Here is a 20,704-nt window from a genome sequence, read left to right as displayed (position 1 = left end):
GGCTCCATGGGCACTTCTCCCTTGCGCAGCCCGCCCCTCAGGCCCCGACCGGCCGAGAACCAGGCTGCGGCCCCCTCGCGCGCAACCACTTCTCCGCCGGGTGCTCGACCAGCGTGTACAGCCCCCAGGCCGCCACCTGGGTCAGCACCAGCAGGTACACCCACTCGAACGCCGGGCCCACCCCCATCGCGTGATGGCCGAACCCGTCCGGCACCACCTGATTCCACGTCCGGATGACGGGCTCGTGCACGAGGTACCAGGCGTACGACCACGCCCCGAGCCGCACGGACACCCGGTCGCGCACGAGGGTCGGCCGCCCGTCGATGTCGTTCTGCGCCGCGGCCACGATGAGCAGCGCGAACAGGGGAGTGGACCACCACTGCGACCCGGAGTACGGCCCGAACGCCGCCCCATCACCGACGGCCCGCTCCCACGGCACCATCGCCGCGTGGAACACCACCACGAGAGCAACAGCCACCCAGTACCCCACCGGCGACCGCCCGCCCCGGCGCACCATGACCGCGCACAGCACCCCGACCACGAACTGCACGAGCCGCGACGGCGGGAAGTAGTCGAGCCAGAACCCCGCCCAGCCGGCGGTCCCGAACACCCACCACAGCCCGACGAGCACCACCGCGCACGCCACCCACAGCGCCGCCCGCCACCGCCTCCCGGCAGCGGCCAGCCCCAGCACAGCCGGGAACAGCAGGTAGAAGAACCACTCGTCGCTGAGGGACCAGGAGGCGGGATTCGCCCCGCTCGCCCACTCGGGCCGCCACGCCTGGAGGAACAGGAACGTCGACGCCGCCTCGCCCCGTCCGGGCATCGCACCGATCCACCAGTAGATCGCCAGAGAAATCACCCCGGTGACCAGCACGAGCGGCCACAGCCGCGCGAACCGCCGCCACATGAACACGGAGAACCGCACGGGCCGATCCAGGTAGGTCCACGCGAGGACGAACCCGGACAGGACGAAGAAGAAGGTGACGCCGGTGCGGCCGAACGCGGTGAGGTAGCTGAGCACCGGCACCTGCCCCACCTGCGCGCTCAGGTGGTACATCACCACGAGCAGCGCGGCCCAGAACCGCAGTCCGGTCAACGAGTGCAGGCGGGACGGAAACTCCCGCCCACCCGCGGAACTTAGGCCCCCGCCGCTCATGCTCGACACGGGCGGACACGCTACGGCCATCGCCGAGCCCCCGCAGTCCCTCGTGCCCAAGGGCACACCGCCCGACGACGAACCCCCACGCCCGGCCCGCCACTGCCCGATCTACCCTTGAGCCATGCCCCGCCGCCGTATCGACCCCACGATCGGGCTCGCGGCCGTGCGCGCCTGGCAGGAGGATGCGGGGTCGATCTCGCGGGCCGATCTGATGACCGCGGTGCGGTTCACGCTCGAGGAGCTGGCTGTCTCCTCCCCTGGCGGTGCGCTCGAGGTGCGGGTCCCGCCGGCCGGCGCGGTCCAGGCCATCGCCGGCCCCAAGCACACACGCGGCACGCCGCCGGGCGTGGTGGAGACCGACCCGGCCACGTGGCTCGAGCTCGCGTCCGGAGACGTCTCCTGGGACGAGGCCCTGGCTGCGAACCGGGTCTCGGCCTCCGGTGAGCGGGCCGATCTCGCGGCGTGCCTGCCGCTCGTGCGCCGGGGTAGGTTCAGCCGGTGACTCCCCCCGACCCCGCCGACACCCCGCGCCCCGCCGGGGGAGAGCCCACCATTCCCGACGACGACGCGCACCCGCCCGCCGCCGACCCCGCGTCGCGCCCCGAGGAGTCCGAGGGTGAGCCGGAGGCCCAGTCCGAGGACGTGACCGACGACCCGGCCGAGCCCGAGACGACGCCCGAGCCCGAGAAGCCGGCCGCCACGACGGTCGGGCACATCCGCAGCGCCCCGCGGTACGGCCGGTTCATGTGGACGGGGTTCCTGCTGGGGATCCTCGTCAGCATCCTGCTCGTGGTGTTCACGGAGGGGCAGTCGTTCGACGAGGGCTACGCCGAGCAGGTCGGCGGCAGCCAGTTCTACGTGGACCAGCTGAGCGACTCGAACGCGATCGGCCTGCTGGTCCTCACGCTTGGGCCGCTGGGCATCCTGCTGGGCGCGATCGTGGCGTACGTCCTCGATCGCCGCTCGCTGCGCCGCCGCGAGCGGGCGACGCGCGGCCTCGCTGGCTGAACAACGCTGACCGGGCGCGTGCGGATCGCCGGGTCCCAAGGTTCCTGACCAAGCGGTGAAGCTGCCAACAGGACGAGTGTCTGGGCATAGGCTTGCGTCATGGCCAGATGGGTAAAGCGTGTGATCGATGTTGGTCTCTCGACCCTTGGAATCGTTGCCGCTGCACCGATTGTCGCAGTGGCCGCCGTGGCGATTCGGATGGAGAGCGACGGGCCCGCGATCTTCAAGCAGGAGCGCATCGGTCGCGATGGAGCACCATTCGAAATTCTGAAACTGCGCACGATGACGAAGGATGCGTCGAAATCTGGACCGGGTATCGCGGCGAACGATCCCCGAATCACACGGGTGGGCAGTGCCTTGAGGGCGACCAGTATCGATGAGCTGCCGCAGTTGGTGAATGTCTTCAAAGGAGACATGAGCCTCGTCGGCCCCCGTCCGACCTTGGGCTACCAAGTAGAGCAGTACACCCCACGACAGCGACGCCGACTCGAGGTTCGGCCAGGCATCACAGGATGGGCTCAGGTGAATGGCAGGAACGAGTTGTCCTGGGCCAAGCGAATCGAGCTCGACATTTGGTACATCGACAACTGGTCGAACAAGCTGGACATGCAAATTATTGGGATGACCGCTCGTCGAGTGCTAGGCCGTGAGGGAACATACTCGGCAAGCGGCGGGACCACGCTCTTTTCGGAAGGTGCGCTGTAGATGTCCCGGCCGATCGTGATAATCGGAGCTGGTGGTTTCGGTCGCCACGCGCACGACGTCGTGGAAGCCATGAATGCGGTGGCGCCGACGTTCGAGATGCTTGGGTTTCTCGATGACGGTGAGCCCGATGAACGCTTGCTCGATGAGCGCGGTTCCAAGCTGCTGGGTCCGGTGACGACTCTCGAAGAACTCCCGGCGGAAGTTGGCTATCTCATCGGCATTGGCGTGGGGGATATTCGCCGCCGAATCGACAAGTGGGCGACGTCGTTGCATAGGGAACCCGTGATTGCCGCGCACCCCAGTGCGACATTCGGGCGCAACGTCAGACTGTCACCCGGTGTGGTCGTGTGCTCGAACACTAGTGTGGGCACCAACATATCGATCGGTAGGCACACGCATCTCAACTTCAACTGCTCGATCGGTCACGATGCCAAGCTGTCTGACTACGTCACTGCATACCCTGGGGCCAACATCGCCGGAAGCGTCAACCTGGACGACGGCGTGACTGTCGGAACGGGTGCCGCCATCATCCAGGGAATTACAGTGGGAACTGACGCCAGTATTGGCGCCGCTGCTGGTGTCGTGCGTGACATTCCATCCGGCGTGGTGGCGGTAGGAGTGCCAGCCAGACCTCGTCCACGTGAATCCTGACAGTCGTACCACAGTCAATAGACTCGTTAGCAGGAAGTACAAACCAGAGGTGAGAGAACCTTGGATTTGCAGATAGGTCGCCGTGCAGCGTTCCAATTGATTGACACCGTTCGTGGACGGCAAACTGCTCGGGCCGTCGCGCACATGAGGCGTGTGATGACTTCGAGTAGTTTCGGTAATGACGCTGCGGACAGCGCACTACGACGACTCCTTGAGCATGCACGGGCAACTACTATTGCTTATAAGTCAATGCTGCCGGGGAGCGCGCTCGAAGATTTTCCGGTAGTCAACAAGGCATACTTGCGTGATCATACCGACGATCTTGTGTCAAGCCAATTCAGCGTTGACGATCTGGTGACCGCTTCGACAAGCGGGTCGACAGGCACCCCGTTGCGGGTTTTGCAGGACCGTGGGAAGAGGTTCTGGCGCAATGCGGAGACGATCTATTTCGGCGCCGAGGTGGGGTTTGACGTCGGAATGCGGCTGTATAACCTGAAAGTGTGGAGTGAGCGGAACAGGCAGCCTCGTTGGCGACACCTCATTCGGAACACGCGGCCGGTCGACGTAGTGAAGCTGTCGGACGATCAGATCGCTCGCTTCATCTCAGAGCTAGCGGAATTGAAGCAGCCTGCAGCGATCATCAGTTACGCATCAGCCCTTGACCAGATCGCCGCCTATGTGACCCGAACGCCAGATTGCCCGCAGGTATCAAAGGTTCAATCGATCATCGCTCAGTCGGAACCGCTCTCCGAGGAGACGCGGAATCGGATGGGGGCGCACTTTGGCGTCCTTCCGGTGTCGCGGTATGGGATGGAAGAGGTCGGTGTGATCGGCCAGGAATCCGTCGGTGGTGTTAGTGGGTATAGGTTGAATCGTTCGGGTGTCGTCGTTGAGGTGCTTGACAACAATGCGGATGTGCCTGCGGGGCCGGGTGAGGTCGGCCGTATCGTGGTGACAGACTTGCGGAACTATGGCATGCCGATCATCAGGTATGACACCGGCGACGTCGGAAGGTTCGCCGTTAAGGACACCGGTGAGCCCGACACGTCGAGGCTCGCCTCAATCGAGGGAAGATTTCTGGACCGCATTACCGATGCCTCCGGAAATCACGTGTCTCCGTTTGTCTTCTACAAGAGCGTGTGGAAGTACCCGGAGATCAGACAGTTCCAGTTGGCGCAGACAGCGCATGCGAAGTATGAGTTGCGCCTGCAGGTCGACGCGCCACTCGCCGACGAGGCGCAGATCGCGCGTGACTTTACAGAGCATCTAGGATCTGGCGCCGATTTCGAGGTGCGGTATGTGGATGATTTTCCTGTCTTGAAGTCAGGTAAGCGCAGACAGGTTGTGAACGAGAGTCGTGCCGCGTAATCTATTGCCCTCCCGGAACACCACGGCATGACTGATTGGCCAATCGTGGCCCGTCGGACCGACCTTGTGGACGCATGTGCGACCTGGGGTCAATGTGTCTGGGCGGGTTCGACTGATGGATCTGCGCCTGGCAAGTGGATGAGGTAGTTCCGGTAGGCGACTGCCGTGGGGCGCCGCCGTACGGCCCTGCCGCTTGATGTGGATCGGGTTCCTGAGGGATCTTCGTCGTCATCTTGCTCGTCGCGGTCATGGCTCGCGTGATCCACCGCGGCCTTGAGCGGGCCACGTGCGGTCTCGCGGGCCGACTACCTTTCGCCAACCAACTAGTGGCGTAGCCGCGCGACTACCAGGTCGACCCACCATCGGTGGACACGAGCGTCTCGTCGTCGGCCCAGAGCCACATCGCACCGCCGGCACCAGACACGGCCGTCTGCCCCGCCTCGGTCTGGACGTCCTCGGCGCAGCCCACCGGCGCGGTGTCACCCTCGACCCCCGCCGTCCAGATCTGCGTGCCCGCGCACTCCTCGTCGGACCCCGCCAGCACGTACCCCTGCAGCGTCAGCCCGATGGCCACGGCGTTCGTCTCCTCGGCGGCCGTGGTCCACGAGGCGCCACCATCATTGGAGACCGTGAGGCTGCCGTCGGTGCACAGCAGTGCGGCGGCGTTGTCGTCGAAGCCGGCGAGCCCGGCCACCTCGCAGGGGGCGTCGACCTCGCCGACAGACGTGCCGAGCACGGCGCGGTCGCTCGGGTCGATGTACCAGCTGCCCTGGGCGAGCTCGGGCGCCTGCTCCCAGTTGTTCCCGCCGTCCACGGAGCCCGCGTAGGTGGGGGAGCAGTTGGGATCCACGCCGCCGATCGCGAACACAGCGGCCGGGGTGATGGCCTTGAGGCGGGAGACGGGGGCAAGACCACCGACGTCGGCCGGCGACCAGGTCGCGCCACCGTCCGTGGTGAGTTCGACTGACCCCGGCGCCTCGCAGCTGCCGACGATCGCCCGCCACGCGACGTCGCCGCTCGCGCTCGCGATGAGGCGCTCGGCCGGTTCTGGCATAGGTACATCGATGGCAGGCGCGTCTGACTCCGACTCGGTGGGCCCCTCCACGACATCGTCCGACGGCGATTCGGCCGGCGTCGTGCCCTCGTCGCTCGGCGACTCGTCGGTCACGGAGCCGGCGGTCGGTGTCGTGTAGGCATCGCCCATGACCGACTCGGCGCTGACGTCCCTGGTCAGGAGGAGTGCGAGGAGGACGACGTTGAGGACCACGAGGGCGCCGAGCCCGGCGTACAGGAGGACTCGGCGCGCGCTGGAGGACATGGCGTCGAGCATAGGGGAGCGCATCCGTCCGCGACCCAGATCTGTTATGAAATTGTGCGCAGCCCCGGACGAGTTCTTGGCGTGATCGAGGAGCCATTTTCATGCGTCTCAATCGAGCGGGGGTGAAGTGGAGGGTGATTACGATGCCAGTACCCCCCCTCGTCGATGGCCTGTTGTGTGGTCAGTAGGAGTCGTCTACCCGATGGACCTCCATCCGTTCGTCCGGCGCCTACTCAGAGCGGCGTGGGATGTCGCCGCATGGTTGATCGCGATCGTCTTCGTCGTACTCACGCGGTACGACTTCTACCTCGAGACCGACCAGTGGAATTGGATCGCCGTCTACGCAGCACTCGCGTGCGGCAGCCAGCTCGTGGCCGGTGCGGTGCTCAAGCTCTACCTGGGCCGCTACCGGATCGGAAGCTTCGACGAGATCATCGGCCTCATCACTACTGTCGTCATCTCCAGCTTCATCGCCGGTTCGACGTTCCTCGCGATCCGCCCGATCAGCGACTTCCCGCGCGGGATCGCGCTCCTCGCGCCGCCACTCGCCCTCCTTCTCATGGCCTCGGCCCGGTGGGGGTATCGCGCCTGGCGGTCGCGCGGTCGAATCATCCCGGACGACGCCGAACCCGCGCTCGTCTACGGGGCCGGAGACGCGGGCTACCAGCTGGTGCGGTTGCTGAAGATGGATGCCGCCTCGCCGTTCCGACCCGTCGGCCTCATCGATGACGATCCGAGCAAGCGGAACCTCGTGCTCACTGGCGTGCCGGTCCTCGGTAGCCGGGACCATCTTTCCGATGCCGCGCGGGCAACGGGCGCGACCACGGTGATCATGGCGATCTCGGCGGCCACCCCGGAGATGATCCGCGAGGTCTCCAAGCTGGCGGAAGACTCAGGGATCAAGTTCCTCATCTTGCCCCCTGTCAGGCAGATGGTCGGCGGGCGCGTGAGCCTGTCCGACGTCAAGGAGCTCGATATCGCCGACATCCTCGGACGGCGGCAGGTCGACCTCGACCTTGACTCGATCGCCGGCTACCTCACCGGCAAGCGCGTCCTGGTCACGGGAGCTGGCGGGTCGATCGGTTCCGAGCTCGCACGGCAAGTCCATCGCTTCGGGCCGGCGGAGCTCGCCCTGCTCGACCGGGACGAGTCTGCGCTCCACTCCGTGCAGCTCTCGATCTACGGCAAGGCGCTGCTCGACACCCAAGACATGGTGCTCGTGTCCATCCGGGACGAAGACTCGTTGCGGGAGGTGTTCCGAGCCCACCGCCCGGAGGTCGTCTTCCACGCGGCTGCACTCAAGCATCAGCCGCTCCTCGAGCTCTACCCGGAGGAAGGGTGGAAGACGAACGTCCTCGGCACGCTTAACGTTCTTAGAGTCGCCGAGGAGTTCGGCGTCGAGCAGTTCGTCAACGTCTCCACCGACAAGGCCGCGGACCCGGTCAGCGTGCTCGGTCGGACAAAGCGCATCGCCGAGCAGCTCACGTCCTGGTACGGCGAGCAGGCGAAGGGCACCTACATCTCGGTGCGCTTCGGCAACGTGCTTGGCTCACGCGGCTCGATGTTGCACACGTTCCGGGGCCAGATCGAGAAGGGCGGGCCCGTGACGGTCACCCACCCGGAGATCACTCGCTACTTCATGACGATCCCCGAGGCAGCCCAGCTCGTCATCCAGGCTGCCGCGATCGGGAACGACGGCGAGGTGCTCGTGCTCGACATGGGCGAGCCCGTCAGCATCCTCGACGTCGCCGAGCGCCTCATCGCCGCCTCGGGGAAGCAGGTCGAGATCGTCTTTACGGGGCTCCGCCCGAACGAGAAGATGCACGAGGTGCTCCTCAGCGACCAGGAGACGGCCTCCCGCTCGAACCACCCGTTGATCTCCCAGGTTCCTGTGCCGCCCCTCGCGCCGTCAGCTCTCGATTCGGCGCACCGAGCCGAGTTGATGAACGGTGTGGATACGGGACGCAGGGTGCCCGAGAATCCCACGACCTCACCTGAGCAACAGACCGGAGCAATCGCACGTGGCTGACCGCATCTTCCTCTCGTCACCGGACGTCACCGAGCTCGAGGAACAGGCTCTCCTGCGGGCATTCCGCTCCGGTTGGATCGCACCGCTCGGCCCGGAGGTCAATGCGTTCGAGGAGGAGATCGCGCGGTTTGTCGGTCGCAATCACGCGGTGGCACTCTCCTCGGGTACCGCAGCGCTCCACCTCGGGTTGATCAATCTGGGTGTTGGGCCAGGGCAGGTAGTCATCACCGCGAGCATGACCTTCGCAGCCACTGCAAACGCCATCACATACACGGGCGCGGAGCCCGTGTTCGTCGACAGCGATGAAAGCGGCAACATGTCGCCCGCGCTCCTCGAGGAGGCGATCGAGGATGAACGCCGGCTTGGGTCAACAATCGGAGCGATCATCCCGGTCGACCTGCTCGGAAAGCCTGCTGACTATGCCGAGATAGAGCCATTGGCTGCGAAGTACGGCATCCCGGTCCTGTCCGACGCGGCAGAATCGCTCGGTGCAGTCCGCGACGGCAGACCTGCGGGCCAACCGGGTGTCGCCGCAGCCATCTCCTTCAACGGCAATAAGATCATGACGACATCTGGTGGAGGAATGCTGGTCACCAACGATGCCGACCTTGCCGATCGCACTCGCTACCTCGCGACCCAGGCGCGCCAGCCCGTGCCATATTACGAGCACACGGACATTGGTTACAACTACCGACTCTCCAATTTGCTGGCAGGACTCGGACGCGCACAGTTGGGTCGCCTTCACGAAATGGTCGAGCGTAGACGCCAGAACAGGCTACGGTATCGGAAGATGTTCACCGATGTGCCTGGCGTCGAAATCTTCGGACAGCCAGATGGCGCTAACGACGTAAGCGGCGACCACGATAACTTCTGGCTTACTTCGATGCTCGTTGACCCCCTTGCTGCGGGGTGGGACGCATACCAGCTGCGCGAGCACCTTGCCGAAGCCAACATGGAGGCGCGACCGCTGTGGAAGCCAATGCATCTACAGCCAGTATTCGGAAAGTGCACCAGCTATCTCGACGGGACGAGTGAAAGGCTGTACCGGACTGGGATCTCCATGCCCAGCGGATCCTCACTCACCACCGAGCAGTTCAATCGAATCCAAGAACGCGTGCATGCATTTATCGACTTGGTGGAGTAGGTGGTGCAGCAAAACTAGACTCCGAATGTTGAAACCCATCGGAACTTGCATTGAGCAGGGTTGGTTGAAATCCGTATGTGACTCGCCGGTGAAATGACCAATCACATTTCGACCGTACTTCAGGTCGAGAGCAGTCATCGACGGGAGCGGGATTTAAGTAGCGGACGCATATGCCGCGAAGCGGCACGGATGTTTCAGCAGAAGGGAGAACCAGGTGGAAGGAAACCGCGAGCAGATTGCTCGTTCGAGAGCCCATGTAGTGCATGTTACGACGGCGCACCCCGCTACCGATAATAGGATTCTGTATAAGGAATGCTCCGCATTGGCCGGGGCGGGATTCCAAGTATCCCTAATTGCGCGAACGGATCACGACTTCACCACGAACGATGTCGAAGTTCATGCGATCCCGACCGTCCCGGGACGTCTCAAACGGATGATCATTGCGCCAGTAATAGCATGGAGAAAGCTACGGAGCCAGAATCCGTCGCTCGTACACCTGCATGATCCGGAACTAATACCTTTCGGACTATTGTGGCGCGCCCTCCACCGCACACCTGTCATATATGATGCACATGAAGATCTCGAATTACAGATCCGAAACAAGCCATATATTCCTTCATGGGCAAAGAAGCCTGCATCTGTATTCGGCAAGTACATTCAGGCTGTAGCTGGCCTAGGAATGAACGGCGTTGTCGTAGCGATACCAGATTTCGTCGACAAGTACCGTCGAAGTTTGGTAGCAACAGTGCAGAATTACCCTTGGCTAAGGGCATACGAGGAACCGGTCGATGCGCCCGATAATCGCACATTCGCCTATGTTGGGGCTGTCTCCCGCATCCGAGGAGTGTCGGAAATGTGCAAGGCTGTTGCGATAAGCAGATCTGGAGCTAGGCTCGTCGTTGCTGGCCCTGGCCAGAACGAGGACTCCCTTGCAACTCTGGACGCTGAGTCCCGGGTAAAGTATCTTGGGCGGGTAGACCCAACGAAGGTTCCCAGAGTAATCGCCGATTCGATCGCCGGGCTAGTAGTGCTTCATCCAACAAAGAATCACCTCGAGTCAAGGCCCACGAAGCTATTCGAGTACATGGCCGCCGGCCGCCCGTTCATCGCGAGTGATTTCCCCTACTGGAGGAGACTCGTGGGGGAGGACTGCGGAATCTTTGTGGATCCGAATGAGCCTGCGGAGATTGCGCAAGCAATGGATTGGCTCATTGAGAACCCATCAGAAGCACGAGCGATGGGGCGCAGAGGACGTCAGCGATTCGAAACTGAATTTACGTTCGAGGTCGAAGCTGCGTCCCTCATAAAGATGGTTGACACTCTGCTAGGTACGAAGCCCAGCAGTAACGTCGCTTGCTCTGGTAAAGGCGAAAAGACGATGGTTGAACGAACCGAACGAAACGGCTAGCAGTGTCGGGTTCATCGTTCAGGCGATCGACCGGAATCGTTCTGGCGGGAAGCGCATCGGGCCATCTAATCGGACTTGTGTTCACGATCCTCGTCGCTCGGATCTACGACCCGTCAACATACGGAGAGTTTGCGGCGGTACTAGCGCTCAGTTCCGTATTTATCGGGGTTTCGACGTTACGTTTGGAAGTTCGAGCGCATGGTATTGAGGGCTCAGAGAAGCCGCTATTCCGTCTGGCGCTAGTCGTCGCAGCTATTGTATCCATTCCGATTCTCATACTCTCAGCTGTAGCGGTCCTTCTCGGTGCTGACATCGTATGGCTATTCTGCGCGCCGATGGTCTACATCGGCAGTGTGCAACTCGTAAGGTCGGCACAGTTGGTCTACGGTAGGCGGTATCTGGCCCTGGCGACGAACAATTTCGCTCAGGGTGCGTCCATGGGTTCCACGCAATACATCCTTGGTTTAGCGGCTCCAGCTAGCGCCACGCTAGCCGTGGGTTTTCTTGTATCGAGACTTACTTGGATCAAGGGAATCGGGGTGATGTTTACCAACGTAGAACCTCTTTTGGTCACTTTCAAGTCGCACTGGAGGTATGCAGTCGTAGCTGGAACCACAGCGCTTATCAATAGTGCCGCTGGTCAGCTTCCTGTGCTCTTGATAGTTGCCGTGTATAGCTCGGTGGAAGCTGGACTGTTTGCGATGATGCTCAGATTGCTCGTGTCGCCATTGGCGGTGATCGGAAGGGCCGCGGGAGCAACTTCGATAGGTGAAGTCGGCAAACTTGTCCGACGGAGGCAGCCTGGAGCTCGCCGTTTCATAGCTCGCGCCTCAATGGAGCTTGCGATCGCAGGCCTGGTGCCATGCCTTATAGTTGGATTCGCAGGCCCGTGGATCGCCACCACTCTAATGGGAGGAGAGTGGCGCGGAGCTGGCGTACTGATGGCAATCATGTCGGTCGGGGCATTCGGGCAGTTCGTAGCTTCTCCGTTCTCACAGCTTCTGAATGTCGTGGGTGCGAGCAGATCGCTCCTGGTGTGGGACTTGGTGAGGCTGCTACTGTTCGCAGGTGCGATCGCATTGCCAGCTGCGTTTGGCCAATCTTTCACCTACGCGATTGGCGTCTATTCTCTGATGCACGTTCCCGTATATGGTTTGCTACTTATGCAAGTATGGACCGCAATCGGGCGTATCGGCGATGAGGAGTAGTTTATGGAGCCGCATGGACCGGATGCTCGACGCGTAATGCATATGACTGGGGGAAACGTCAGCATGCCGTCGCCGGAGCGGCTGCGTGCGGACGCAACAGGCGAGCTACGGAGTTTCGGGATCCGTAGGACTATAACGCTAGGTGCGGTGGTCCGAGACGCGTTGATTGGTTGCTCGGCTGTGGTCTATGCATTGACATTGCACTGGGTGTATGAGGACTACGTTTCTCCCGCGTTCGGTTACATGGGGTCGACCTATCACACACCCGAGTATGATCTGTACTTCTATTCGCTGGCGATTTGCGCGGTTACCGCGTTAGCGCTACCGCGCGCAATCTCAAAGCCATCCTCATTTGTGATCTGGGTTCTTTACATAATTGCCGGCGTTCCTTCAATTACCATTGGCCACTACTCTGGCACTGTGTCACCTGTTACGGCAATGCAAGCATCCATCGGAATTGGGCTTGCCTTTATCTCGACTTGCCTGTTGCTGCGATGGTTCGGTGCGCCTCGAAGCTTGCTGAGATGGCGTCCGAGCGGAACGACATTCTGGATTCTGCTGGGCGTATTCTCTTCGGCGTCGTACCTGTACATAGCAGTTTCGGTGGGTCTGCGGTTCGAATTGGTGGGAATCCTGGATGTTTATGACGTTCGCGATGAGTACCGGGAGAACCTAACCGGAGCGGGTGGACTAGCGGCCTACTTGATTGGTTGGCTCGGTAATGTCATTAATCCGGTGATTATGGCTGCGGGTACCTTGCAGCGGCGCCTGCCGATCGTGTTGGCTGGTTCTCTCGGGCAGTTTGTGCTGTATTCTACTACTGGCCTGAAGACATTCTTGCTGTCGGTGCCAGCGATTCTCATCGTCGGATGGGCAGTCGGGCGTTCATCGAAGCAGCGATCTGTTCTACTTGTTTGGGCGGCGGCCGCACTTCCTGTTTTTACGATGGCTGCGGACAGGGTACTGGGTTCTATACTATTCACGTCACTTCTTGTGCGACGATTCTTGGTAGCACCCGGGCGGATCACGGTCGAGTATGTGGAGTTTTTCAACGTCAATCCTCGCTTGTATCTGAGTAACTCAGTACTTTCAGGGTGGGTAGATTACCCATACGACGGGTCCTATATGATGATAATCGGGGAGAAGGTCACCGGATCCCCGGGCCTTTCAATGAACGCTAATGTGTTTGCGCATGGGTACGCGAATGCTGGTTGGGTCGGGGTGGCGCTTATTGTCGTGGTGCTCGCGGTCGTTCTAGTATCAATGGATTACGCAGCACACGGCCTGAGGCCGGTGATTCCTGCGATGGTCTTGTTAATGCCCGCGATCACCTTATCGAATTCGGGGCTTCCCACATCTCTCTTGACACATGGTGTGGCGGTGGCGGTGGTAGTGCTAGCTTTGTTTCCTCGTGAGTCGTGGGCTGTTGCTGACATGTGCCAATCACTCGAAAGTTCTGAATCGGGACCATCAATCGGAGGGCAGTGGCAAATGGGTAGGAGAAGATGGTGAAAAGCGCTCGTAGGAAAAGAGGATTTGGCGCCAATTCTAGGGCCAACGCCGTGAACAATGTCGTCGTTGTGATTAATCAATATGCTATGCCCGCGGGTGTCGGCGCGGGCAGTCGGCATGCCGACTTGTTTGGCGGTCTAACGACGTGGTCACCGGTTATCATCACTTCTGATCGTACGCATCAAACGCAGGAACTTGTGCCCGACGCCGATGGCTTCATTTTGCTTCGTTTGCCAAAGTACAATTCAAATGGCATTCGACGTGTGTTTGGCTTTGTGGTTTACGGCTTCAAGAGTGCGCTGACCGCATTTCGGCTCAATCCTGACGTGGTGTATGCCTCTACGCCCCATCTCCTCTCGGCTTTGTCGGGGCTTGCAGTCTCAAAGCTGAGAAGGGTGCCGTTTGTGCTGGAGGTCCGTGATTTATGGCCAGCGTCAATCGTTGATGCAGGTGTGATCCGAGAGGGCGGTCTCTTGGAGATCGTATTGAGTTGGCTTGAGCGCGTGTTGGCGCGATCTGCCGACTCGATAGTTGTGGTTACTCCCGGCTGGGAGGAACACTATGGCGCTATGGGTATTGAAAGTAGTCGCATTGTGGTGGTGCCCAACAGTGCAGACTTGGCGCGTTTGCGGAGAGAGCCTAAGGTCGAAGTTGGGGTCTGGCGGTCGGAGCGGTTTAAGGTAGTGTACGCGGGCAGTCATGGCCCAAAGAATGGGATCGACTATATTATCGACGCCGCCGCGAAGCTTCCGGAAGTTGACTTCCTGCTAATTGGGGGTGGTGCTTCGAAAGGTGCCGCCGTGCAACGAGTGGAGCGAGAGCGTCTTCGCAACGTGGAATTCCGTGCGCCGGTACCCAAGGACGATCTGGCTGATGTCCTTGCGGATTGTGATGCTGGTATCTTTTCGATCTCTCCCTATCCTGTATTTCGTTTGGGGATGAGCCCGAATAAGGTGTTCGACTATCTAGGTGCGGGACTTCCGGTGGTCAGTAACGCGAAGGTTCCGCTCCGGCACGTTATGGCAGATAACGAATGCGGACGTCTTGGGGATATTGATGAGTTGACTGAATGTATTGAAGCTGTACGGGCTGCAACAGTTGAGCAGCGTGCTGAATGGGTTGAGCGCGGCAGGGGCCTGGTGGAGTCGAGGTTCTCTAGGTCGGCGGGAATTCGTGCGCTTGAATCGGTCCTGGATCGTGCGCGGCGCATAAATCCGCGCCTTGGGTGAAATGTCCCCAATTCGTGGAAAGATGGATGTGGGTGAGTTCACCAGGTAGCGAATAGGTCTTGTCGCATTCTGGGACGTGGGGGCGTAGAATGCGAGTGAATCGCCCGGTGCGGCCCTATAGACGACTAGAGCGTGGGTGAGAGTAGTACTGGTGGCCTGGCGAGGACCTGAGTTTGTCTCTAGCTATCAGATGCTCTTGGGTGCTCAGTGGTCGTTTTTCGCGGAGGCACTCTTTGGCTTGAAGGGAAGCTGGGGGCGGCTGTTCGCGCATGCTCGGGCGTTGATTGAGTTGTTCATCAATCGCTACCGGTGCGTAATCGCGTGGTTGGACCTGCCCGAGACGCACGGGCTGTGGCAGGCGGTGTGGACATGGCGTCACCGCATGGCAGTGGTTGTCGTTTGGGACATGATCCTTGCAGCGTTCACCGCCATGGCTGATGCGGGAGGTGTCATCGACTTGTTGTTTCGATCGACTCCACGGTCGCTCGCGCGCATCGGATCCAGCGGATAGAGTAATCCCATCTGCGGGAGATAGCTCGTAATGTTTCGACACTCAAACAACGGAGAGGGTGAGATGCTTGAGCGTTCTCTACCTGGCGGTGTGGTCGGACGTCGCGTCGGCACGCGAACCCGGAACGATCGACGGGCTTAAAGCTCGTGTTGCTGGATGGGTCGAGGAGTCCGATGAGCCGGGGCCCTTATTGGAAGGCCGGGGCGAGTTCAAGGTCTCTCAGGGACGGCGCAGGCGAGTGTCCGTTCGATCGATCGGCTCGGAGGCTTTCGAGGTCATTGCGACCGACCAGGTCCCCGGTGACTCGACCGAGTGGGTGACGACGATTCGGGTCGTTGCCGACGATGAAGGCATCCACACTTTGGTCGAACTCAGTATGTCCTCTGACGACCTCGCGCGCCGAGTCTCCGTCGGCCGACCGAAGATCGTGCACGAACTGTTGGAGGCGGCCCAGAAACCGCGTACTGGTGGCAGCGGTGTGCTGATCGAACCCCTGGCGCTGCCGGTGAACGGGATCGCCGTGCTAACCGAGATGCTCGCGGACGCGAACCGGACGCTTCCGATCATCGTCTGTGCCGAACCGAACGGCAGCCACGATGGGTCATGGTTGCGCACCGCTGGGAGGATAGCGGCGCGTTCGGAGGGAGTCGCTGCGGTGATCACGCTTGACCGGGCGGCGGTCAGGGCATTCCGAAGCCAGTTCGGTCCGCTTTCTATCTGGGACGGTGGCGTGCGCGTATACGCACCCGGCGTCGTGACTGCAGAGTCTGAAGGGTGGAGGCACCGCTACTACCTTCGGCCCCGCCTGGAAGAGTCCACGCGGGCCACCGTTGATCGGATCGTCTATTCCGTCTCGCAGCTCTCGACCAGGCGTCGAGTACCTGAAGTTTTCCGCGTCTTCGGCGTTCAGAATGGGCTCCCTGCGGATGTTCTCGACGGAATGATCCCCAGTAGGGACCTCCTCGATGCCCGCGAGCATTGGGAGTTTGAGCTCGAGATGGCACGCGACGAGCAGAGCGCGCTGGAGCGCGAGCTCGTCAGCACGAACGGTCACCTGGCCCGTCTCAAGAAGGCGTTAATCGACAGCGGCCAGTCTCAGTTGCTGTGGGGGACCCAGCACGAGGAAGCAGGTTCAGTTCCAGATGAGGTGCAGGACACCTCGGAAGCCGCTATGGCTGCTCAGGCCTATTTGTCTGAGTGGCTCGTGCTACCCGATTCGGCGATCCGGGAGCTCGACGATATCGATACTGCGCCTGAGGCTTACAACTGGGGGAACAAGACCTGGCGCGGTCTTCGAGCCCTCGCCGCCTACGCGGAGGATCGTGCAGGCGGTTGGGACAGGGGAGGGTTCTGGGATTGGTGTGCCTCGGGTCCGCTCCTCGGATGGCCAGCGACGAGCAAGAAGCTTTCAATGACCGAGAGCGAGACGGTTCAGAACAATGAGAGGTTGAGCAAGGCCAGGGTCTTTGGGGTCGACCCGAATATTGATCCGTCGGGCGAAACAACTATGCTCGCGCACCTGAAGATCTCCGAGGGTGGAGGAAGTCTCGCGCCCCGCGTCTACTTTTATGACGACACCAATGGCCCCACGAAGAAGGTGCATGTGGGCTTGGTTGGACCGCACTATCTTGTTCCAAACAAATCGACGAACTAGGAGAGCGGGGATTGCCGGGGTGGATGGGCTAGTCAGGCTGATGGCGAAAGGGCGCCTGCCGGAACAGTGAGAGCCGCCCTGGCACTCTCTCTCTCTCTCTCTCTCTCGATAATCGGCTCGTCACATTCGGGGGGTCCGCCAGTCTATTGGAGTATCTGGTGGATGTAGTGGGTGGGGTCGCTGAGGCCGAAAGTTGAGTAGCAAACGTGTTCGAGGCAGCCGTAGGTCCCCTTTCAAGCGCTCGTCGCGCGCCGGTGCCGCGCGACCATCGCCACGAGCGGCGCCGCGGTCGCCAGGTCGAGCCCCAGTGCAGCGACCGCCCAGAGTGGCCCGTGGAACGGCCCCCAGGGCAGCAGGTCATCGATTGAGCACTCGCCCGGGACCGTCACCGCAAGCACCAGTGCGATGAGCGCGTAGGCGAGCCGCACCTCGTATCCACCGAGATGCGCCCACAGGCGCTTCTGCGAGAGCGTCGCCGCCTCGAGCTCGGAGAGCCCGGCGATCGTCACCATCAAAGCTCCGGGTCGCACGCCGTCGGCCTCGAACAGCGGGGCCGTGCCGGGGTTGCCGCGACCGTGGAACCAGCCGAAGAGCTTCTGGCCCGCGCGCCCCGCCAGTAGGGCCCCGAGGGCCATGCGCAGGAGGAGCAGCCTCAGGGCGGTCTCCACTGTCGCCTCCATGCGTCCGTGTAGCGTACGGGTGTCCGTTGCTGAGGGGTTCGGCGTCGTGCCGGTCGACGATCCGCCCCGTGGGTCGACACCTACACTGATCGGCCGGCGGCGGGTCGTGCCAGCAGACGTCAGGAGAGCGGGATGCGCGAGAAGACGAACCCCGACTTCGTCGAGGCGATCGCCCGGGGCTTCGACGTGGTTCGCGCCTTCGACGGCGCCCCCGTCCAGAGCCTGAGCGAGGTCGCGCAGCGCACCGGACTCGCTCGGCCCACCGCGCGCCGCGTGCTCATCACCTTGACCGAGCTCGGCTACGTGGCCGCCCGCGACGGCCGGTTCGAGCTCACTCCTCGCGTGCTCGAGCTCGGCGTCGCCTACTTCAGCGGCGGCGACCTCTGGGCCGCCGCCATGCCACGGCTCCGCCAGCTCGTCGACCGCACCCACGAGTCCTCTTCCATCGCCCAGCTCGACGGCTCCGACATCGTCTACGTTGCCCGCGTCGCCGTGCCCAAGCTCGTCACGCTCTCCGTTTCCGTCGGCACCCGGTTCCCCGCCGCCCAGACCTCGCTCGGCAAGGTGCTCCTCGCCGACCTCACCGCCGACGAGCTCGACGCGGTCCTCGAGCAGCCGTCCCGCTCGGGCGTCGTGCCCAGCTGGCAGCCCAGCCGCAGCGAGCTCGACTCCGTGCTCGCCGAGGTCCGCGACCAGGGCTGGGCCATCTCCGACCAGCAGCTCGCTCCCGCCATCCGCTCCGTCGCTGCACCGGTGCGCCGCGCCGACGGCACCGTGCTCGGCGCCATGAACGTCAACGCCCACGCCGCCGAGACCACCCTCGAGACGCTCCGCGAGCAGCACCTCCCGCACCTGCTCCGCGCGGCCGCCGACCTCGGGGTGGACATCGCCCTGCGCGAGCGCGTCCCCGCCGCCACGGCCTGAGCGCACCGGGGGGCGGGCGTCGTCGTCGGGGGAGGCCGTTGACTTCCCGCATCTGGCATCGCTAGCCTCGCCACCACACCGAGTGTCCGCCAGGCGGGTGACTGTACGCAGGGCGGACACGGGTCGACGACGACCGCAGCACAGGAGGACCCCGATGACGGATGGACGGCGCGCGCCGCTCGGCGAGACGCGGCCGGGTCGCTCCGACTTCTCCGAGCCCGGCGGGCGCGGACCGCTCGACGGCCTGCTCGTCGCCGACTTCTCCCGCGTGCTCGCCGGCCCGTTCGCTACCCAGATCCTCGGCGACTTCGGCGCGGACGTCATCAAGGTCGAGGCCCCCGTGGGTGACGAGACGCGCGACTGGCGCCCGCCCGAGCTCGACGGTGTCTCCACGTACTTCCTCGGCATCAACCGCAACAAGCGCGACCTCGTGCTCGACTTCCGCGACGCGGACGACCGCGCGGCGGCCCAGGAGCTCGCGCGCCGGGCCGACGTGGTCATCGAGAACTTCAAGCCCGGTGGCCTGGCGAAGTTCGGCCTCGACTACGGGAGCGTCTCGGCGAGCAACCCGGGCGTCGTCTACTCCTCGATCAGCGGGTTCGGCAGCGCCGGGGGAGCGGGACTGCCCGGCTACGACCTCATCGTCCAGGCGATGTCCGGGCTCATGAGCCTGACCGGCGAACCGGGCGGAGCGACCTACCGGTCCGGGGTCTCCGTCTTCGACATCATGAGCGGGCTCCAGTCCGTCATCGGCATCCTCACCGCGCTGCGCCACCGCGATGCCACGGGGGAGGGGCAGCACGTCGAGGTCAACCTCCTCTCCACCGCCCTGGCCGGCATGGCCAACCACTCCTCGACCTACGTGGCCGGCGGCCAGGTCCCCACCCGCATGGGCAACGCGCACCCCAGCCTCTTCCCCTACGAGCCGCTGCCCGCCGCCGACGGCGAGATCATCGTGGTGGCCGCGAACGACCGGCAGTTCGCCGCGCTGGCGAAGGCGCTCGGCGTGCCGGAGGTGCTCGACGATTCGCGGTTCGCGACCACCGACTCACGCAACCGGAACCGGGACGCGCTGCGGCCGATCCTCGTCGAGGCCCTGAGCCACGCGACGATCGGCGAGTGGTTCGAGCGCCTCACCGAGGCCGGGATCGCGTGCGGCCCCATCCAGGGCATCGACGGCGGCGTGGCCCTCGCCGAGCGACTCGGGCTCGACCCGGTGGTGCAGGTGGGCGAGGGGGAGCGGGCCGTGCCGATGATCCGCAACGCCATCACGTTCTCGAGGACCAAGGCGCAGTACCGGCTCCCACCGCCCACGCTCGGCGAGCACGGCGACGAGCTGCGGGCGTGGCTCGCGGCGCCTCAGGAGAAGGTCGAGGAGACGGCATGAGCGAGGAGCGGTCCTACCCCACGGGCATCGGGACCTCGAGCGAGGACACCATCGAGCTGCTCGGCGTGGACCTCGCCGCCGACGTGCTCGGCCAGGTGACCTTCGGCGAGCTCGCCTACTGGCTGGCCACGAAGCGCCTCCCCACCGCCGGGCAGCTGCGCGTGTTCGAGGCCGTCCTCGCCTCGCTCGCCGACCACGGCTACACGCCCACCGCGATCGCCGCCCGGATGACCTACTACTCCGCGCCGGACTCGATCCAGGGCGCCATCGCGGCCGGCCTGCTCGGCGGCGGCTCGCGGTTCCTCGGCGTCACCGAGGACACGGGGCAGTTCCTCGCCGAGGCGGTGACCGGGCTCGGCGACGTGACCGGGTACGGCGAGGGGGAGTGGGACGACGTCGCGCGGGAGCTCGTCGCAGCCGCGCGTGCCGAGGGCCGGAAGATCCCCGGCCTCGGGCACCCCGTGCACAAGCAGGGCGACCCCCGCACGCCGGTGATGTTCCGGATCGCGCGGGAGGAGGGCGTGTTCGGGGCGCACCTGGCCCTGTTCGAGGCGATCGGGCGCGTGCACGCCGAGGTGCTCGGGCGTCAGCTCCCCTTGAACGGTGCGGGCGTGGCCGGGGCGTGCCTCGTCGACGCCGGCCTGCCGGTGGGGCTGCTGCGCGGGTTCGCCCTCCTCGCGCGGACCGCCGGGCTCATCGGGCACCTCGCCGAGGAGCAGGAGAACCCCGTCGGGCCGTCGATCTACGCGGAGGTCGACCGGCACGCGCGGTACGTGCCGCCGGCAGACGAGACGCCGACCGACTAG

General features: G+C 63.3%; 19 protein-coding genes. 16 read left to right on the top strand and 3 right to left on the bottom strand.

Annotated elements, in window-relative coordinates:
- Positions 1 to 37: 37 nt before the first annotated feature.
- Positions 38 to 1,159, bottom strand: coding sequence for an acyltransferase family protein (locus ACPYO6_RS15050; protein ID WP_425715596.1), 1,122 nt, complete (start codon positions 1,157 to 1,159; stop codon positions 38 to 40).
- Positions 1,160 to 1,283: 124 nt separating this feature from the next.
- Between ACPYO6_RS15050 and ACPYO6_RS15045 the strand changes: the two genes are divergently transcribed.
- The 5 genes from ACPYO6_RS15045 to ACPYO6_RS15025 all read left to right on the top strand — a co-directional run bounded on the left by ACPYO6_RS15045 (position 1,284) and on the right by ACPYO6_RS15025 (position 4,894).
- Positions 1,284 to 1,664, top strand: a complete 381-nt coding sequence (locus ACPYO6_RS15045; protein WP_425715587.1) for a sterol carrier family protein — start codon at positions 1,284 to 1,286, stop codon at positions 1,662 to 1,664.
- Positions 1,661 to 2,170: a hypothetical protein gene (locus ACPYO6_RS15040; protein WP_425715586.1), complete on the top strand. Its 510-nt coding sequence runs from the start codon at positions 1,661 to 1,663 to the stop codon at positions 2,168 to 2,170. Before ACPYO6_RS15045 ends, ACPYO6_RS15040 begins: the two co-directional genes overlap by 4 nt.
- A gap of 99 nt (positions 2,171 to 2,269) precedes the next feature.
- Positions 2,270 to 2,875 (top strand): sugar transferase, encoded by a 606-nt coding sequence (locus ACPYO6_RS15035; protein WP_425715585.1) that lies wholly within the window; start codon positions 2,270 to 2,272, stop codon positions 2,873 to 2,875.
- Positions 2,876 to 3,526 carry a NeuD/PglB/VioB family sugar acetyltransferase gene (locus ACPYO6_RS15030; RefSeq protein ID WP_425715584.1) on the top strand — a complete coding sequence of 217 codons (651 nt, stop codon included), beginning with the start codon at positions 2,876 to 2,878 and terminating at the stop codon, positions 3,524 to 3,526. It begins immediately after the preceding gene.
- A gap of 249 nt (positions 3,527 to 3,775) precedes the next feature.
- Positions 3,776 to 4,894, top strand: a complete 1,119-nt coding sequence (locus tag ACPYO6_RS15025; protein ID WP_425715583.1) for a hypothetical protein — start codon at positions 3,776 to 3,778, stop codon at positions 4,892 to 4,894.
- Between the two features lie 343 nt (positions 4,895 to 5,237).
- Here the strand turns inward: ACPYO6_RS15025 and ACPYO6_RS15020 are convergent, their stop codons facing one another.
- Positions 5,238 to 6,212, bottom strand: coding sequence for a WD40/YVTN/BNR-like repeat-containing protein (locus ACPYO6_RS15020; RefSeq protein WP_425715582.1), 975 nt, complete (start codon positions 6,210 to 6,212; stop codon positions 5,238 to 5,240).
- A 202-nt stretch (positions 6,213 to 6,414) separates the two neighbouring features.
- Here ACPYO6_RS15020 and ACPYO6_RS15015 point away from each other — a divergent pair, with 202 nt between their 5' ends.
- The 8 genes from ACPYO6_RS15015 (at position 6,415) to ACPYO6_RS14980 (ending at position 16,907) form a co-directional block, all read left to right on the top strand.
- Complete coding sequence (locus ACPYO6_RS15015; protein WP_425715581.1) at positions 6,415 to 8,241, top strand: polysaccharide biosynthesis protein; 1,827 nt, start codon at positions 6,415 to 6,417, stop codon at positions 8,239 to 8,241.
- Entirely contained in the window at positions 8,234 to 9,385 is a 1,152-nt protein-coding gene (locus tag ACPYO6_RS15010) for a DegT/DnrJ/EryC1/StrS family aminotransferase (RefSeq protein ID WP_425715580.1), read from the top strand. The genes ACPYO6_RS15015 and ACPYO6_RS15010 overlap by 8 nt, the downstream gene beginning before the upstream one ends.
- Positions 9,386 to 9,599: 214 nt before the next feature.
- Positions 9,600 to 10,793: a glycosyltransferase family 4 protein gene (locus tag ACPYO6_RS15005; RefSeq protein WP_425715579.1), complete on the top strand. Its 1,194-nt coding sequence runs from the start codon at positions 9,600 to 9,602 to the stop codon at positions 10,791 to 10,793.
- Between the two features lie 77 nt (positions 10,794 to 10,870).
- On the top strand, positions 10,871 to 12,001 hold the full coding sequence (locus ACPYO6_RS15000; protein WP_425715578.1) for a lipopolysaccharide biosynthesis protein: 1,131 nt from the start codon (positions 10,871 to 10,873) through the stop codon (positions 11,999 to 12,001).
- Between the two features lie 207 nt (positions 12,002 to 12,208).
- Positions 12,209 to 13,513 carry a hypothetical protein gene (locus ACPYO6_RS14995; RefSeq protein WP_425715577.1) on the top strand — a complete coding sequence of 435 codons (1,305 nt, stop codon included), beginning with the start codon at positions 12,209 to 12,211 and terminating at the stop codon, positions 13,511 to 13,513.
- A 50-nt stretch (positions 13,514 to 13,563) separates the two neighbouring features.
- A complete protein-coding gene (locus tag ACPYO6_RS14990; RefSeq protein ID WP_425715576.1) occupies positions 13,564 to 14,742 on the top strand; it encodes a glycosyltransferase family 4 protein in 1,179 nt (392 codons plus the stop codon).
- 151 nt (positions 14,743 to 14,893) lie between these two features.
- Positions 14,894 to 15,253, top strand: a complete 360-nt coding sequence (locus ACPYO6_RS14985; RefSeq protein ID WP_425715575.1) for a transposase — start codon at positions 14,894 to 14,896, stop codon at positions 15,251 to 15,253.
- 67 nt (positions 15,254 to 15,320) lie between these two features.
- Positions 15,321 to 16,907 carry a hypothetical protein gene (locus ACPYO6_RS14980; protein WP_425715574.1) on the top strand — a complete coding sequence of 529 codons (1,587 nt, stop codon included), beginning with the start codon at positions 15,321 to 15,323 and terminating at the stop codon, positions 16,905 to 16,907.
- A 233-nt stretch (positions 16,908 to 17,140) separates the two neighbouring features.
- On the opposite strand, the gene ACPYO6_RS14975 is transcribed toward ACPYO6_RS14980, so the two are convergent.
- Positions 17,141 to 17,587 (bottom strand): hypothetical protein, encoded by a 447-nt coding sequence (locus ACPYO6_RS14975; protein WP_425715573.1) that lies wholly within the window; start codon positions 17,585 to 17,587, stop codon positions 17,141 to 17,143.
- A gap of 132 nt (positions 17,588 to 17,719) precedes the next feature.
- On the opposite strand from ACPYO6_RS14975, the gene ACPYO6_RS14970 reads away from it, so the two are divergent.
- The 3 genes from ACPYO6_RS14970 (at position 17,720) to ACPYO6_RS14960 (ending at position 20,704) form a co-directional block, all read left to right on the top strand.
- Positions 17,720 to 18,511: an IclR family transcriptional regulator domain-containing protein gene (locus ACPYO6_RS14970; protein WP_425715572.1), complete on the top strand. Its 792-nt coding sequence runs from the start codon at positions 17,720 to 17,722 to the stop codon at positions 18,509 to 18,511.
- Between the two features lie 154 nt (positions 18,512 to 18,665).
- Positions 18,666 to 19,898: a CaiB/BaiF CoA transferase family protein gene (locus ACPYO6_RS14965; RefSeq protein WP_425715571.1), complete on the top strand. Its 1,233-nt coding sequence runs from the start codon at positions 18,666 to 18,668 to the stop codon at positions 19,896 to 19,898.
- Positions 19,895 to 20,704 carry a citryl-CoA lyase gene (locus tag ACPYO6_RS14960; RefSeq protein ID WP_425715570.1) on the top strand — a complete coding sequence of 270 codons (810 nt, stop codon included), beginning with the start codon at positions 19,895 to 19,897 and terminating at the stop codon, positions 20,702 to 20,704. Before ACPYO6_RS14965 ends, ACPYO6_RS14960 begins: the two co-directional genes overlap by 4 nt.

The sequence above is a fragment of the Georgenia sp. Z1344 genome (genome assembly GCF_049856295.1).
Lineage (GTDB): Bacteria > Actinomycetota > Actinomycetes > Actinomycetales > Actinomycetaceae > JB111.
This window is presented reverse-complemented; position numbering and strand designations above follow the sequence as displayed.

Coding starts and splice junctions, on each gene's coding strand:
- ACPYO6_RS15050 (WP_425715596.1), bottom strand. CDS start 1,159: ATGAGCGGCGGGGGCCTAAGTTCCGCGGGTGGGCGGGAGTTTCCGTCC.
- ACPYO6_RS15045 (WP_425715587.1), top strand. CDS start 1,284: ATGCCCCGCCGCCGTATCGACCCCACGATCGGGCTCGCGGCCGTGCGC.
- ACPYO6_RS15035 (WP_425715585.1), top strand. CDS start 2,270: ATGGCCAGATGGGTAAAGCGTGTGATCGATGTTGGTCTCTCGACCCTT.
- ACPYO6_RS15030 (WP_425715584.1), top strand. CDS start 2,876: ATGTCCCGGCCGATCGTGATAATCGGAGCTGGTGGTTTCGGTCGCCAC.
- ACPYO6_RS15025 (WP_425715583.1), top strand. CDS start 3,776: ATGCTGCCGGGGAGCGCGCTCGAAGATTTTCCGGTAGTCAACAAGGCA.
- ACPYO6_RS15020 (WP_425715582.1), bottom strand. CDS start 6,212: ATGTCCTCCAGCGCGCGCCGAGTCCTCCTGTACGCCGGGCTCGGCGCC.
- ACPYO6_RS15015 (WP_425715581.1), top strand. CDS start 6,415: ATGGACCTCCATCCGTTCGTCCGGCGCCTACTCAGAGCGGCGTGGGAT.
- ACPYO6_RS14975 (WP_425715573.1), bottom strand. CDS start 17,587: ATGGAGGCGACAGTGGAGACCGCCCTGAGGCTGCTCCTCCTGCGCATG.
- ACPYO6_RS14970 (WP_425715572.1), top strand. CDS start 17,720: ATGCGCGAGAAGACGAACCCCGACTTCGTCGAGGCGATCGCCCGGGGC.
- ACPYO6_RS14965 (WP_425715571.1), top strand. CDS start 18,666: ATGACGGATGGACGGCGCGCGCCGCTCGGCGAGACGCGGCCGGGTCGC.
- ACPYO6_RS14960 (WP_425715570.1), top strand. CDS start 19,895: ATGAGCGAGGAGCGGTCCTACCCCACGGGCATCGGGACCTCGAGCGAG.